This is a genomic window from Mucilaginibacter inviolabilis (assembly GCF_011089895.1).
GTDB classification, from domain to species: Bacteria; Bacteroidota; Bacteroidia; order Sphingobacteriales; family Sphingobacteriaceae; genus Mucilaginibacter; species Mucilaginibacter inviolabilis.
On sequence record NZ_JAANAT010000001.1, the window covers coordinates 2253098 to 2269524 of the forward strand.

Sequence of the window (16427 nt, forward strand, 5' to 3'; positions counted from 1 at the left end):
TTAGTGATTTGTTATTGTTTCTTGTCGGGGTCAAAGGTGATCTTCCAACTTATTCCAAATTTGTCGACAAGCATTCCATAATGGGTACTCCAAAAAGTTGGGCCTATAGGCATAACAGCCTGCCCTCCGACAGCGAGCTCATTATATATGCGATAAGCTTCGGCCTGACTGATTGTGCTGATATAGAGATAAAAATTATTGGCAATTCCAGGTGTTAATCCTTCATAGGTTTCGATACTATCACAACCCATTATAACCGTATTCGGGGCGATTTGTAAAGAAGCATGCATTATTTTTTCATCAGCCGAAAGCGGGAATAATTTTTTATCAGTTTGCGGCACATCTTTATACCGACCCATAAACAGGATATCACCGCCAAAAACAACCTTATAAAAATGGAAGGCCTCTTCGCAATTATCTTTAAAAACCAGGTAAGGATTTAACGTTGTCATCTTTTTTGATTTCTATATTATTACACTCGAAGAGTAAACCTAATATTTAAAAAATTGCAAATCCCACAAAAAAATTACACGAATAATCCATTTCAGTGTACTACTTTCGGTTTACACTTATCCAACAGGCAACAGACTGTTCTGTTTGCCTAACTACTGTAAAACTATATATTTAAATTTCCTGCCTGACCAGATCGGTATCTGAAAAAATTAAAAAATTCTATTTTAAATAAACTTTATAAATGTAAATTTGACAATTTTTACAATATTTGTTTTTTCCAAATTACTAACCTGAAATAATGAAGAATACTTTGCAGCAGGAATTTACTAAACTTTATCATAAAGAGGCCGACGCCACCTATTTTTCTCCCGGTCGCGTAAATCTTATTGGCGAACATATCGACTACAACGGAGGCCTGGTTATGCCATGCGCCATCACTTTTGGCACTTACCTGTTAATATCGCCTAATGAAGATAGCGTTTTTCGTTTCAGGAGTTTAAACTTTACCGATCAGGGCGATATCCCGGTTCAGCAGCGCTATGAAAAAACAGGCGACGAATGGTTCTATTTTCCTATTGGAGTAATAGATCATTTTGGTAAAGATGGACACCAGTTAAAAGGCCTGGACATGCTTTTTTATGGCGATATCCCTATTGGCTCTGGCTTGTCGTCATCAGCCTCTATCGAGGTGGTTACAGCTTATGCTCTTAATGATATTTTCGGTTGTGATTACAGCAAACTCGATCTGGTGAAATTGTCAAAATCTGTCGAAAATAATTTCATTGGTGTAAACAGCGGCATTATGGATCAGTTTGCCGTTGCCTTTGGCGAAAAGAACAAGGCCCTGATGCTGAACTGTGACACACTGGATTATCAGGCGGTTGACAGCAACCTGGGCGACCACGTGCTGGCCATCATCAACACCAACAAACCTCGCAAACTGGCCGAATCAAAATATAACGAACGTGTACAGGAATGCCAGGAAGCATTAAAAGCCCTACAACAGGAACTGGATATCAATTACCTGTGCGATATTAACGCCGAAACTTTCGCTAAATATCAGCACCTGATCACCAATCCAGTGGTACTCAATCGCGCCAAACACGTTATTGAAGAAAATGATCGCGTAAAACTGGCTGCCGTTGCGTTGGCTGCTAATAATTTACAGGAATTTGGCAGACTGATGTACGCCTCGCACGATTCATTGCGTGATTTGTACGAAGTAAGCGGCGCTGAACTGGATGCCGTGGCCGAATACAGCAAAACCAACCCAAATGTAGCCGGAGCCCGCATGACCGGCGCAGGTTTTGGCGGTTGCGCTATAGCCTTGGTTAAAGCCGATGCATTTGATAATTACAGCGCCGAAATAACCGAATATTACACTGAAAAAATTGGCTACGCCCCATCGGTATACAGTTCGCTGATCGGTAACGGTGTAGGATTGCTGAATTTACTGGTACAATAGTTCATTGGGTATTCAGTCATTAGGTCATTGCCATGAATCGGATAATTTGTACACCGGCCATTATTCTTATTTTTGCCGGCTAATGGATTTGTTCATTGACCTCATTGGATAAGAATTTTCAAACTAACCAATGACCTAATGACTGAATAACCCAATGAATCAATTATGCGCAAATTAAAATTGGATGAGCTGAACCGGGCTTCGGTTGATGAATTTAAGGCACAGGATAAATTGCCTGTAGCCGTTGTACTGGACAATGTGCGCAGCATGCACAACATTGGTTCTATTTTCCGCACCTCGGATGGTTTCGCGGTAGAGCAGATCTGTCTTTGCGGTATCACCGCCCAGCCCCCGCACCGCGAAATTGAAAAAACTGCTCTCGGCGCTACACAATCCGTTAACTGGACCTATTATGAAACCCCATTACAGGCTGTAGAACAGCTACGCAAAGATGGCTACCACATTATAGCCGTGGAGCAGGCTGAAAACAGCACCATGCTTAATGAATTTACTCCACTCGACAATGAAAAATATGCCCTCATATTTGGCAATGAAGTAAACGGAGTAAGCGACGAGGTGATGCAAAACATCGACGCCTGCATCGAGATACCACAGTTTGGCACCAAACACTCTTTCAACATCGTTGTATCGGCAGGGATAGTCCTTTGGGACTTTTTTGCTAAGATGGCTATGTGAGGTCGTTATTTTATGGCCGTTCAATTCCCTTCCCACGGGAGGGGTGCGATGGATGGCGCATAAAGGCAGGGAGGGGTTTAGCCAGCGTGGCAATCTCCTCGCGTTCATGTATGCGAGGAGATTGCTTCGTCGTTCCTCCTCGCAATGACATATATAGAAAAAACTCAAATAATCACCACCAACCGCTTACCTCCATCCACTTCCATACCCCAAAGCTCTGCAATGTTTTCCAGCTTTACAGTGATGGTTTCTACTTTCAGTTTACCGGCTGCAGCCAGTGCAAACATCTCGGGCAATATCTGGCTAAATAGCTGGCCAACCTGCGGTTTCGACCAGGCGCCCATTCCCGAGCCTGTTAACTGCAGATCGACACTTCGGAGGTTAGCCGCCGATAGCTGGATCAGATCGCCCGTCATGGCACCTATCGATACATACCTCACCCTGTTGGTAAATGAGCCATTACCTTTTAAACAAGCCAGTATCATTTCGGCCGTGTGCCCCCAGAGGTAATCAATGATCACATCAATAGGTGTGGTGGAATGAATAGTGGCCAATTGCGCTTTAAAACTTTCATCATCTTGTAACACCAAAATCGTTTCGTCGGCACCTAGCGATAACAGATCGTGTAGCGAGGTCTGGTTCCTGCCCGTCACGATCACTCTTTTAGCGCCATAGTGTTTGGCTATTTGCACCGCTACACGCCCGGTAAAACCGGTTGCCCCATTGATGAGTACTACATCACCCGGCTGAATATCTGCTTTGAATTTAAGCCCCATCGCCGCGCCGATCACGGCGTTGGGCAGAGCCGCTGCTGTAACATCATCTAATTCATCCGGGATTTTCACGATACGATCTTTATGAATAGTTGCTTTTTCGGCCAGCATACCACTTATGCCCATGCCATATACCCGCGTTCCATCTGCCAGCAAGCAAACACCATCACCTCCAATTACTCTTCCACTCTCTTTTGGGGCGGAACTTGAATAGTGCTTGCCACTAGCCCTGCTTTTATCTAAATGTTTTATGGCTACGGCTTTTACGGTTACCAATAATTCATCTTCGTTTTGAGCAACCGGCTCAGGAAAATCTATATATTGAGGTAATTCCCCTTTTTGATATATTACTGCTGCTTTCATCTTTATATTTTTTTTATACAAAAGTAGAGTGGCTATTGGCAACGGGCGATAACATTTGTTATCAAATGCGGGGAATGTGGTTATGACTCACTCCATCTGCGCTGCGCTGGACGTACCTCTCTCCTCCTGCAGTAGAAAGAAGGAATTCTTTTCTCCACGCGTCATTGCGAGGAGGAACGACGTGGCAATCCCCTCCTTACAAAGCGGCCCTGCTTATCGGGGATTGCCACGCTACGCCCGCAATGACGCTCTGGGGGCAATGTCGTTTATACGTTGTGTGTTTTAGGCGAAATTGTTATTAAATTAGCTAACCCATGATCTACGAACTATCAACAATAAAAAATGAATGCTCTTGCCAAAAAGCTACAGATGAAACCCAATACCCGTTGGCTATTGCATAACGCACCTGCCAACTACCTGGAAAGCCTGGAACCTTTACCTGCTGATGTGCAGATAGTGCACAGCACCACGGGAAGCTTTAACGGCATACAACTGTTTGTTACCAACAGCCTGGAATTGGCGGATGAATTGAAGACGATCGTTCCTTTACTGAAAAATGATACCATATTCTGGATCATCTACCCTAAAAAAAAATCGGGTATTACTACCGACCTGGAGATGATGAGCAGTTGGGATACCCCGGCACAATATGGCATCCGTCCAGTAGCTTCGGCAGCAGTTAATGAAGTGTGGACGGCGCTGCGTTTTCGGCCTATAGACCAGGTAAAAATTTCGGCAGGTCGGAACGACGCGGTACGGAATAACGAGTACAGCGCCTATATTGATGTAGATAAAAAGACCGTCACTTTACCAGATTATATCAGGGAGACGCTTGAACAGCACCCGGGCGTACTGAACTGGTTTCAGCAGCTGGCTTATAGTCATAAAAAGGAATATGTACTGTGGATACTCAGTGCCAAACAAGAAAAAACCCGGCAGGATCGTTTGGCTAAAATGGTGGAGATGCTACTGGCTAAAAAGAAGAACCCTTCGGATAAGTAAACGTTTTCTCTAATCATGTTCTCGGCCGGAGGCCGGGTAATGGTGGTCACTCGGCTGGAGCCGAGCGACGACAGTGGAGTTATTTTTCAGTTCCCTCCCCACGGGAGGGGTGCGATGTATGGCGCGTAAAGGCAGGGAGGGTTTAGTCAACGTTGAAACCCCTTCCTCCCTTTCCCGAGGGAAGGAATCGCACAATCCCGGGCTTTTGACGGCCTGTCATCCTGAGCGCCGTCGAAGGATCGCGCGTAGAGGCCCGCCCACCATGCTTCGACGAGCTCAGCATGACACCCGTAAATAAAAAAAGTCATTGCAAAAACCGCAATGACTTTTTTTAAAGTCTCCCCTTCAGGGGAGATTTAGAGGGGCGTCTCTTACGCCAGATTCCTGCCCGCGTTCACGATACCGTATACAGTACGGATCACGAGTTTATCATATATCTCAATCAATTCACTATCCTCGCTGCTATTGAGCTTTTGTAAGGCATAATGTTGTATGATCACGAGTGGTAACACAATCTTTTCGCGGATGGCGATAGAACGGCGCTCAACCGGATATTCTTCCATCAACACAGTACTGCCGGTCAGATCAAGCAACATTTCGCGGGTCAGTTCAAACTCGTTCTTCAGCATTTTCCAGAAAGCGCCGAACTTTTTGTCTTTCTCGAGATAAGCCGTTACCCTGAAATCAGATTTCGACATGGACATGGCGCAGTTATCCAGCATGGTTTTAAAGAAACCGGATGTTCTGTACAGTTCTTTTATTTCGAGCCAGTTGCCGCTGTCTTTCATCTTTTTCAAAGCGGTACCCACGCCATAAAAGCCAGGGATACTTTGTTTGAGTTGACTCCAGGAAGTTACAAAGCTGATGGCGCGCAGATCTTCCAGCTTTAATGGCGCGCCGGCATTTCGTTTGGTTGGGCGGCTGCTGATATTGATACGCGATAACAATTTAAGCGGACTGAATTTTTCCAGATACTCTACAAATAATGGGTGCGCGCGCAGGGCCATAAACAGTTCGTAACTTTCACTGGCCATTTCAGATATCAGGGCTTTATGCCTGTTATCCAGCAGGTCGTTATGGTTAGGATGCAAAGCAGATATGATACCCGCATTGATTAACTGCTCCATATTAAAACGGGCGGTCTCCACTGAGCCATATTGCGAGCTCACGGTTTGCCCCTGGATGGTCAGTTGGATATGATCATTGGCGATTTCGTTACCCATAGAAGCATAAAAACGATGTGTTTTACCACCACCACGTGCCGGTGGGCCTCCCCTTCCATCAAAAAACGCCAGGCTGATATCATATTTGCGGGCCATGGCAGTCAACTCCACTTTAGCTTTATATATCGACCAGTTGGCCATCAGGTAGCCACCATCTTTGGTACTGTCAGAAAAACCAAGCATAATGGTTTGCCTGTTACCGCGTTTTTTCAGATGCTCGGCATAGTATGGATGTGTATATAACTGCTCCATGATCTCGGCCGCACGCGAAAGGTCGTTCACAGTTTCGAACAGTGGCATGAAGTCGACACTCAGGCTGTCTTTTTCCCATCCACTCCATAAAAACAGATCGATGAGCTGTAAAATATCAGATGCCTGCTGGCAATTGCTGATGATAAAACGCTGGCAGGCCTTTTCACCATTGGCTTGCTGAATTTCCTGCATCAGGCGAATGGTGTTCAGCGTATCCTGTGTCATGGCATCCGCATCAGACGGGCAATGGAAATCGGCTTCATTAAAGCTGATCTGTTTAAGTTTTCCTTCCTCATCCAGATCGGAATAACCTTTAACAATACCGGTTTTAATATTTTTTAAACTATAATCAAACACACTGCGCAAAACACGGCTATCCTGACGGATATCCAATGTGGCAAAATAACAGCCAAACAAGCGTACCTTTTGGATCAGATTTTCTACAATATCTACAAACAAGCTATCATGATCGGTGATGATGGTTTGTTTGATAGATTGCAGCAGGCTCATTAATTCGCCCTGCAGATTTTTAGAATCCGGATGTTCGTTGGCGTTCTTGTACAGCAATTTCTCCAGCTTAGCCATAGCCTTTTCCACACCACGGAAAGTGATACGGCGTTTAAGCACCCTAAAATCGCGGTAGTAACAACGGAACAGGCGCTGCCTTAAAAAGCTGGCTACCTCCTTAGTGGTTTGCGTATTTACATTAGGATTGCCGTCCCTATCGCCACCTGGCCAAAAGCCCAGTTCCAGCACACGGCTGCTGGCGGCATCAATATCAAACTCCTCTTCGAGTTTGGATTGTATACCGGATACAGCATGGTAAAATATATTCTCCAAAAACCAGGACAAGCTAATGGCCTCGTCAACCGGTGTTGGTGATGTTTTGTTAAAGAATGGTGTTTTGCCCAATTGTTGCAGCAATACATCAATATTATTGATATCGTTGTTTTTTACGGCCTCAATCAGATCGGTCATAATGCCCAGTACAGTGCCCGGATAAAACTGGGTTGGGTGAGCAGTGAGTACCAATCGTAAGGAAAAGTCTTTTAGCTTTTTGCTGATCTGCGCGCGTGTTTCCTCGCTGTTGGTAGCTTGTGCCAGCAGGCTTTGCAGGTTGCCCGAATCATCAAACTTACCCAGTTTATTAAAGGATGAATCTTCAATAGCATCAAACAAAACCACCTGGCGTTCGATGTACTGGATAAACCTGAACATACGGTTGATCTGCTCGCGGTGATCGATATCCGGTACATACTTTTTAAAGAATGACTCAATAATATCCGTCGGCGAGGCCTGCTTAATGGCACCTTTTTCGCAATGTGAACTAAAAAACGGCAATAAAATACCAGTATCCTTTACCTGATAAAACGGTAATGTTTGAAATAAACTGTTATATAACTCAAACCTGGTTACAACCTCGTTATTAAAAGCTGTTTCCCGCTGACTGAGTTTTAAAGTTAATGACATAGTTCGAAAATAATTGGGTTAAAATTGAATGGTGCCGGCTATTGCGCAAAACCGGGGGTGAATTTAATTATCTAAAATTAAATTTCAACTAAAAGTAATAAATTTAATAATATTATTATGAATTTGATATCAAATTTACTAAAACAGGATGAAAAAATTTAATTATTGTAAATTTACAACCTGATTTAAAATCAAAATGATATTAAAGAAATTATATGGTTTAGCTGTAAGCAAAGATTTTTATAACTTGCCTGTGTATTGCTCCGCAGTAGCCAAAAACAAACACTATTTTGATGAATATTAACACCAGGGAAATAAAAAGCTTTTTTTACAGCCAGTATTTTTCTGACGGTTTACGCATAACAGCGGGTATACTACTACCCTCGCTGATATTGCTGGAGTTTAACCAGTTTGATCTGGGCCTTACTTTTAGTTTGGGTGCACTTTGTATCTGTGTAATTGACAATCCCGGTCCGGTTACACACAAGCGCAACTCTATGGCTATAGGCAACTTATGCCTTTTTCTGGTAGCCGCCATTACCGGTTTTGCCCGGCTTAATTTATATACATTGGGGTTAGAGATCACCTTGTTCTCGTTCCTGTTCTCTATGTTTACGGTTTATGGTAACCGCGCTGCATCTGTAGGTACCTGTTCGCTGCTTATCATGATATTTATGATGGATAAAGCGCAGCCCCCGGGCAACGTGTTGTGGTACAGCGCCACTATCCTGGTAGGTGGTTTATGGTACATGGCTTTCAGTCTGATATTTTTTGGTATAAGACCTTACCGTGCAGCGCAACAGGCATTGGGTGAAAATATAGCCGATATTGCCAGATTTTTACGTATCAAAGCCGACTTTTATTTACCAGATAAAGATATTGACGACAATTACCGTAAACTGGTATCGCAACAGATACAGGTAAGCCAGCATCAGGATGCCGTGCGCGAATTGCTGTTTAAAAGCCGGGTATTGGTTAAAGAATCAACCGGGGCCAGCAGGATATTGGTATTAACTTTTGTTGACCTGGTAGATATGTTTGAGCAGATCATGGCTACCCACTATGATTATAGTGAGATACGTGACCGATTTAAAGATACGGGCATCCTGAATGAAATTTCCCGCATTTTGCAACATACGGCAGATGAGCTGGATGAGATAGCCTATATGGTATTATCAAACGCCAGGAACCGTCATATTACCGATTTTAACATTGAGCTGGAAAAGCTGAAGTTAAAGATAGATGATATTGGCAAAAACAATCAGGAGATCAGTAACCTGGTGCTCAAAAAAATCTTGATCAACCTGCGCGATCTGAGCGACAGTATCAATAATGTATATAATTATTATCACTCCAAAACTGCTGCTAAATCAACTGAATTACGCGGCGATGTGGAGTACTCCCAATTTGTAACACACCAGGATTATGCCCCGCATATTTTCTTTGATAATTTCACGCTGGACTCGGGAGCTTTTAAACATGCCTTGCGCGTATCCTTAGTTTGCCTGGTGGGCTTTATTACAGCCAAAACAGTGGCTCAGGGACATCATAGCTATTGGGTACTACTTACTATCATCGTAATCCTGAAACCCGGTTTTAGCCTATCTAAACAGCGTAATTACCAGCGCCTTATCGGTACCATTTGCGGTGGCACTATTGGCATACTCATTTTAAGTTTTATACCAAACACTACGGCGCAATTTGTATTCCTGATGACATTTATGATAGGCACTTATAGTTTTTCGAGGCTCAATTATGTGGTCAGTGTGATTTTCATGACCCCTTACGTGCTTATCCTGTTCAAGTTTCTTGGTGTAGGCCTTTTGAATGTGGCACAGGAACGTATACTGGATACGCTCATCGGGTCGTCTATCGCGTTCATAGCAAGTTACCTGATATTTCCAACCTGGGAGTTTGATCAGATACAGGAAACCCTTCGCGACGTAGTGGTAGCCAATATCAACTACCTCATAACTATTGCCGAAAACTTATCAGGCAAAATAACCGGCACTACTATGTACAAACTGGCCCGTAAGGATGTATATGTAAAATCGGCCAACTTATCGGCTGCCTTTGAGCGGATGACATCTGAACCCAAAAGCAAGCAGCGTAAAGTAAAGGAGGTACATAAGTTTGTGGTTTTAAACCACATTCTGTCATCGTATATAGCTAACATAGCATCAGGGTTGGCAAAAAAGGAATCACAGCTACCCTATCCCGAGGCACTTAAGTTAGTTAAGAAAAGTATATCCGTATTAAACGAAAGCAACAAAAAGCTTCAGGGACAACCTATTGAGTTCAATATAGGCAAAACAACAACCGTTAGTGAAACTGACAAGATTGAACTATCAGCAGAGGATACTTTACTGAAAGAACAATTAGGTTTTATTAATAAAATCAGTTACGATATCGCAAAAATAACTGATAACATCCTGCAATAAAAAACCAAATCAATACTCATTGTATATTATAGCGCTTTAACTCGTAGGCGTGACCTTTTTTGTATGATTACAATTGTTTTTTGCACAATGCTTAGCATAAGTTTTAGCACATACTTTGCTGCTTTTGGGATGTTTTTTTTCTAAACCCGGGGAGTTAAAAAATACCCCGCCGGTAATAGCCAATATGATTAAAGTTTTCATGTTTAGGTGTTTGGATGCCTATATGACGAAAGTAAATGGCAAAACGTTACAATCAATTTAAAAAAAAGTGATTTCGGCCTATCTACAATCAAGTAATATATTAATAAACAGCCAATTAAATGTTTATATATAAAAAAAGTCAGTGACCTCGCGTTACTGACTTTTTAATTAACTATTAACTGACCAAATATCTTAACGAAAACTACTTGGCTGCTACAAACATAGTACGTAAATCAAAAACAGGATATGTGAAAATCACCCATCATGCTTATGTATATAAGTTTCGAATTGTGCAAAAACAACACAGGCCGCTCAAAATGAGCAGCCTGTGTTGTTAATATTAATTATGATACTGATTAATAACCAGGATTTTGTTGTGGTTTTATAGCAGGGTTTGCATCCAACTCAGCCTGTGGAATAGGCAGAATAGTTTTTGGATCTGTGGCAACTAAGCTACATTGCGGCGAACTAACCGCTAGTGGACTGGTACAAAAAGCACCCCGATCCATTGTTAAACCATTCCTCATCAGATCAAAGAAACGTTGTCCTTCAAACATAAACTCTCTCCTTCTTTCTGACAAAATTTCGGTCAATAACGGCGCTCCTGTAACACCGCTAAGGGCTGTTAATCCGCGATTGGTTTTGATGGAATTTAAATCAGCCAGAGCCTGGGCATCCTGACCCCCGATTTTGTTTTCGGCTTCGGCTCTGTTTAAGATAATCTCAGACAGACGTAATACTTTCGTGCTATATAAACCTTGAATACCACTCTGACCTGCAAACTTCTTATTTTCAAGTTCGCTTGGGCTACCTGCGAACGGCGCTATAAATGAAGTGTATCTTACGTCGTTAGTTTTGTCAAATATAGCAGTCAAATTAGGAGATACCCTGATATCCCCATAACCTGGTTTCAAATATATCTGACCCAAGTTATCCGATCCCTGGCTTTCAATTACATTAAAATTAACGGTAAAGATTTCTTCCGGTGTTCCGGGAGCACTGTAAAAGGTTGGCAGATCAGCTGCTGCAGTCACTTTAAAATCGGTATTGGCGATAACTGTATTTGCTTCAGCTATAGTATTTGCATAATCGCCTTTATATAAATAAACTCTTGACAACAATGCAGAAGCCGCAAATTTGCTTGCAGTAACTTTTGTTGCAGCTGTAGTACTAGCCAAAAGACCTTTCGCCGCTGTAAGATCGCTAATAATCCTATCGTAAACTTCACTTACGGTATTTCTGGCCGGATAAAGTGTTACATCAGAAACCAGAACAACAGGCACACCTAATTGAGCTCCGTTTCCTTGGTTATAAGGTTTAGCATATAGCCTAACAAGGTCAAAATAACCAAGCGCTCTTATAAACAAGGCTTGTCCTTTTGCCAGATCTTTAGCTCCCTGATCTCCTGAAACTTTATCTACGCTGTTGATAATGTTATTAGCCCGGGCTATTGATACATAAATTGATGTCCATATAGCAAGCGCGTCAGCATCATTCGAGGCATAAGTTCTTTGAAAAGTACTCAGGTACCTGTTACTATTAGCTACAGAAAGATATACATCATCTGCACTCAGATCACCATATACGTATAAAGATCGCCCATAATAATTTACACTTTGTAAACTTGAATACATCCCTACTACGGCAGAGTTCACCCCAGCCAGGGTACTTAAGGCTTCGGTTGTGTTTAATGAACTTTTGGGGTTTAGATTAAGCTGCTTTGTACAAGCAACAAAAACCACCACCAACATCACCACACTCAGTTTTAAAATCTTTTTCATAATATATATTCTAACTATTATAATTTATAATAAGGATACCTTTATCCCGGCAGTAACACTTTTACTTGAAGGATATTTGAATACATCATTACCATTCAACGCATTTTCAGGATCTACACCTTTATAGCTGGTAATGGTTATTAGGTTAACCCCGGTAACAAAAAACCTTAATGACGAAAGCTGTAATCTGTGTGCAATGTCTGAAGGTAATGAATAGCCTAATGATACTGTTCTTAACCTCAGGTAATTCCCACTTTCCAGGTAACGGGTTGATGGATTAGATGAGTTTTTATTACCATTGGGAGATGGTTTTGGTCTTTCAGCAATTTGCCCTGGAGTAGTCCAGTAATCTTTATCTGCGTCCTTATAATAAGCCCATTGCCAGCGCTGACCGTCTGAATCCAGGTAAGATAAAGTTTGATCATACACTTTTGCACCGGTAACAGCGTATACAAAGAAAGAGAAATCAAATCCCTGATATCTGAATGTATTACCCATTCCAAAATTGAATTTAGGAATAGATGAACCTACGAATTTTCTATTCTCTGTTCTGCTGGCGATGGTATAGCTATTTGTTGTTGTTTTTCCGTCAGCAAGATACCATAGCGGGTCACCATTCTTAGGATCAACACCTGCCCATACTGGCAAGAACCATGAATTAAGAGGCTGCCCTACACTTGTTCTGCCCAAGGTACCTCCAGCAATATCCTGATTGTTGAAAAGCCCGGTAACTACGTTTTTGTTATATGAAAAGTTAAAGTCTGTAGTCCAGTTAAATCCATTTTTCGATTTAAAGTTATCGCTACTCAAAGTAGCTTCATAACCTTTATTTTCGATAGCTGCAATATTTCTGAATGTAGAGGTAAAGCCGCTTGTTCTGGATACAGGGACACTTAACAGGGCCGAAGTTGATTTTTTGTTATAATAATCAAGAGTTGCTCTTAAACGTCCATCAAAAAATCCTGTTTCTAAGCCCACATCAAATTGTCTGCTTTTTTCCCAGGTCAAAACCGGGTTACCAGGTGTACTTGGGGCACTACCCGCTGTACCGTTATAAGTTATACCTGAATAGGTATACAGTGGTTGAGCCAGGTAGTTGTTTGGTAAGCCAGTGACAGGATCAACAGGGAAGGTAGCCACACCTGATGTACCATAGCTTGAGCGTAAACGTAAATCAGAAAAAATAGTCTGATTTTTCATAAACGCTTCATCAATAATTTTCCATGATGCACCAAAAGAGTAAAAATTTGCATATCTGTTATCAGCACTGAATCTGGAGGATCCATCTCTTCTGATAGAAGACGTTAAGGTGTATTTGTTATCAAATGTATAGTTAAGTTGTCCTAAATAGGATAAGAAAGAATACTCTGATTGTCCGCCGCCTACTGCATTAGGTGTACCAAATGTACCTAGCTCCTGCAATTTGGGATTTGCGCTTCCTTTTCCATCGGCAAGGATAAAGCTGGAATTATATCTTTGGTATTCTGTTAAAACCAGGTAGTCAAACTGATGACGCTTGTCCTTTGAACTAGCCTGTCCGTACAATGATGACTGAGAGGTAAACGTGTAAGTATTATTTTGAGTCTGGATTAACTCACCGCTGGTAGCTGGTGTTGCACCAATTCCATTACCTGTTGTTGGATCGAAATAGGTTTTAACAGCAGCCTGGATCAAATCTATACCTACGGTTTGTTTCGCACTTAACCATGGCGTGATTTTAATATCAGCATAACCTTTTCCTAACCCCCTAAACTGTTTTACTTTAGTATAATTCAGTGCGTTAGAGTATAAAAAGTTGTCACCTGAAAAACCTCCGTAATCTGGTTCTTGTCCTGTATACAATGATCCATCAGGTTTGTAAGGATAAACATGGAGCGGGCTGTTTACAAAAGCACTTAAGATGGGGCTGGAGTAGAGATTGCCGGCATCAGCATCTTTTTGATTAGAAAAAGATGTATTAAATGATAAACCTACTTTTAACCAGGTTCTTGGTTTGCTGTCAACATTTAAATTTGAAGTAAATCTTTCAAAATTTGAATTCGGAACAGTTCCATCCTGTTTAAAATAACCCAATGATAAGGAATGAGTAGTTTTATCAGTTCCTCCTCTGATACCCAAATCATAAGTTTGTGTACTGCCGTGTTTAAATGCAGCATCCAACCAGTCAAATGTTTTATTTAACATTGATGCAGGATACTGCGCATCTATATCAGCCTGGCTTGTTCCGTTAAGAGCTAAAACTGAACGTTCGTAATTATAAGTTTGTGCTCCGCTCATCAAGCCAAATTTTCCAAAACTTGGTCTTACGGTACCTGCCTGCGCGCTGAAATCGATAGTTGATTCGCCGGCTTTACCTCTTTTTGTTGTAATAACGATTACACCGTTAGCTCCTCTTGAACCATATAACGCCAGAGCCGAAGCATCTTTCAATACGGTTACGCTTTCGATATCATTAGGGTTCATGTTTGACAAGATGTCGTTACTGTTTGTACCTGCAACTTGTGCCCCATCTATGGCAAACTGCCCTCTTTCCACAATAATTCCGTCAACTACATAAATTGGTGACGAAGAAGCTGAAATAGAACCAACTCCACGGATCCTGACATCTGATGATGCACCAGGCTGTCCTGATGTACTCATAACAGTAACACCCGCTGCTTTACCTTGTAATACGTCATTGATATTGGTTAAAGGAACATCTTGAATATCTTTTGACTTAACTAAAGAGGAAGAAATGGCCGACTTTCCTTTTTCCTGAGAAAGATAGCCTGTAATAACCACCTCGGCTAAGGCCTTTGAATCGGCGCTTAAAACCACATCAATATTGGTTTTACCTTCGATAGCGATATCCCGTGAAGTATAGCCTATAAAACTAAATACAAGCGTTGAGCCAGCGGGCGCGCTGATGGTATACTTACCATTTAAATTGGTTTGGCCACCGGTATTGGTACCTTTTATTTTTACTGATGCCCCAGGTATAGGCAAACCGTCTTCTTTTGAAGTAACGGTACCAGTAATGGTTCTGTTTTGCGCAAAGGCCATAGAAGCCGAGCAAAAAAAGCAAACCATGAAAAGTTTGAGTAATTTGTGTTTCATGCTTTTTGAATTTATTAATATTATTAAGATCGTATTGGGTACTGATTGAGAAAGGGGAACAATTAACAGTACCAAAACCGGGTTGCTGATGTTTTGAGAATTTCCGGTAAATAAAAAAAGTAGGAATTATTTAAGTAGGTGCTATTATCATAGAATTGTGTTTAATAGTTAATATTATATAAGCCTGACTTACAGGTCATACAACTAATACAAACACAATAATAACATATACACGAATAGGATAATATGCGATAATCACCATTTTGATCACTTTCGCACATTACCCTATTGAGTACAAACTTATTATTTATAGTATTATTTAATCTAAAAGAAACACCATCAGGCAGTTTGCCTGTATTTTAAGGGAGTAATTTTATAGTGTGTTTTAAATAATCTGATAAAAGAGCTCGGGCATTCAAAGCCAATAAGATTTACAACCTCATTAATGGGATACGTGGTGCTCTTTAATAAAAGCTGGGCTCTTTTTAACCGTAATTGTATTAAAAACTGATGCGGGGTTAGGTTAAAAGCTTGTTTAAAAGTTCGCAACAGGTGATTTACAGACAGGCATGAATGCTCTGCCAAATCTTCCAGACTTATATTCTGATTGTAGTTACTGTACAGATATTCTTTGGCACGGTTAAGCCTGCGTAAGATCTCTATTTTGGTACTGGCATTTAAAAAATGAAGTTTTTCTGCTTTCTTAAATATCTCCTCATTATAGATACTGAAATAATTGATCAAACAATGATGCAGATACTCGTTGATCAGCAATTCATCATGCTGTCCATTATCCAGGTATTGTTTAAGGTGATACACATTATGCATAATATCACCTGTAAAGGGGTAAATAGTTTCGTCAAACTCCTGAAATTGCTTTCCTTTATAAACACTTTTTAAAGACAGGCGATTGTCGCCCAATACCCAGCATTCTTTAAAATCCTGCAAAAATTGCTGATCAAAGCTTATGCTAAATGATTGTACCGGAATATCTGAATCTGTATCGGTAGAATATTGCGTCCCTCTATTCAATATTAAAAAAGAATCGGGATATATAGATAAATGTCGTTTCCCTATATCATAACGCTCATTTCCCGCAAAAACAAATCTCAGACTAAAATCTGAACTATACTGTTGATTTTGCTTCTGGCTGCTGGTACGACTATATATTTTATTATTGTTCCGTAATGTTTTTGAATAATCCATCATAT

The 16427-nt window shown here is 41.3% G+C and carries 11 protein-coding genes; 4 read left to right on the forward strand and 7 right to left on the reverse strand.

All coding sequences use genetic code 11. The features are described from left to right. Nucleotides 1–11 precede the first annotated feature (11 nt). Nucleotides 12–452, reverse strand: a complete 441-nt coding sequence (locus tag G7092_RS09070) for a VOC family protein (RefSeq protein WP_166088344.1) — start codon at nucleotides 450–452, stop codon at nucleotides 12–14. 299 nt (nucleotides 453–751) lie between these two features. Here G7092_RS09070 and G7092_RS09075 point away from each other — a divergent pair, with 299 nt between their 5' ends. After that, the gene (locus G7092_RS09075) at nucleotides 752–1918 is read left to right on the forward strand and encodes a galactokinase (protein WP_166088346.1); all 1167 of its coding nucleotides are present in this window, start codon (nucleotides 752–754) and stop codon (nucleotides 1916–1918) included. A 165-nt stretch (nucleotides 1919–2083) separates the two neighbouring features. Continuing rightward, nucleotides 2084–2614, forward strand: coding sequence for an RNA methyltransferase (locus tag G7092_RS09080; RefSeq protein ID WP_166088349.1), 531 nt, complete (start codon nucleotides 2084–2086; stop codon nucleotides 2612–2614). A 164-nt stretch (nucleotides 2615–2778) separates the two neighbouring features. On the opposite strand, the gene G7092_RS09085 is transcribed toward G7092_RS09080, so the two are convergent. Next, nucleotides 2779–3750, reverse strand: a complete 972-nt coding sequence (locus G7092_RS09085) for a quinone oxidoreductase family protein (RefSeq protein WP_166088351.1) — start codon at nucleotides 3748–3750, stop codon at nucleotides 2779–2781. A 342-nt stretch (nucleotides 3751–4092) separates the two neighbouring features. Here G7092_RS09085 and G7092_RS09090 point away from each other — a divergent pair, with 342 nt between their 5' ends. After that, nucleotides 4093–4752, forward strand: coding sequence for a YdeI/OmpD-associated family protein (locus tag G7092_RS09090; protein WP_166088353.1), 660 nt, complete (start codon nucleotides 4093–4095; stop codon nucleotides 4750–4752). Between the two features lie 371 nt (nucleotides 4753–5123). On the opposite strand, the gene G7092_RS09095 is transcribed toward G7092_RS09090, so the two are convergent. After that, nucleotides 5124–7697, reverse strand: coding sequence for a phosphoenolpyruvate carboxylase (locus G7092_RS09095; protein ID WP_166088355.1), 2574 nt, complete (start codon nucleotides 7695–7697; stop codon nucleotides 5124–5126). A gap of 293 nt (nucleotides 7698–7990) precedes the next feature. Between G7092_RS09095 and G7092_RS09100 the strand changes: the two genes are divergently transcribed. After that, nucleotides 7991–10138 (forward strand): FUSC family protein, encoded by a 2148-nt coding sequence (locus G7092_RS09100; protein WP_166088357.1) that lies wholly within the window; start codon nucleotides 7991–7993, stop codon nucleotides 10136–10138. Nucleotides 10139–10174: 36 nt separating this feature from the next. Here the strand turns inward: G7092_RS09100 and G7092_RS09105 are convergent, their stop codons facing one another. The 4 genes from G7092_RS09105 to G7092_RS09120 all read right to left on the reverse strand — a co-directional run bounded on the left by G7092_RS09105 (nucleotide 10175) and on the right by G7092_RS09120 (nucleotide 16425). Continuing rightward, a complete protein-coding gene (locus G7092_RS09105) occupies nucleotides 10175–10339 on the reverse strand; it encodes a hypothetical protein (RefSeq protein ID WP_166088359.1) in 165 nt (54 codons plus the stop codon). A 356-nt stretch (nucleotides 10340–10695) separates the two neighbouring features. Continuing rightward, nucleotides 10696–12120: a RagB/SusD family nutrient uptake outer membrane protein gene (locus G7092_RS09110; protein WP_166088361.1), complete on the reverse strand. Its 1425-nt coding sequence runs from the start codon at nucleotides 12118–12120 to the stop codon at nucleotides 10696–10698. A 24-nt stretch (nucleotides 12121–12144) separates the two neighbouring features. Further along, a complete protein-coding gene (locus G7092_RS09115) occupies nucleotides 12145–15216 on the reverse strand; it encodes a SusC/RagA family TonB-linked outer membrane protein (RefSeq protein WP_166088364.1) in 3072 nt (1023 codons plus the stop codon). Between the two features lie 339 nt (nucleotides 15217–15555). Beyond that, nucleotides 15556–16425, reverse strand: a complete 870-nt coding sequence (locus G7092_RS09120) for an AraC family transcriptional regulator (protein ID WP_166088367.1) — start codon at nucleotides 16423–16425, stop codon at nucleotides 15556–15558. Between the last annotated feature and the right edge of the window lie 2 nt (nucleotides 16426–16427).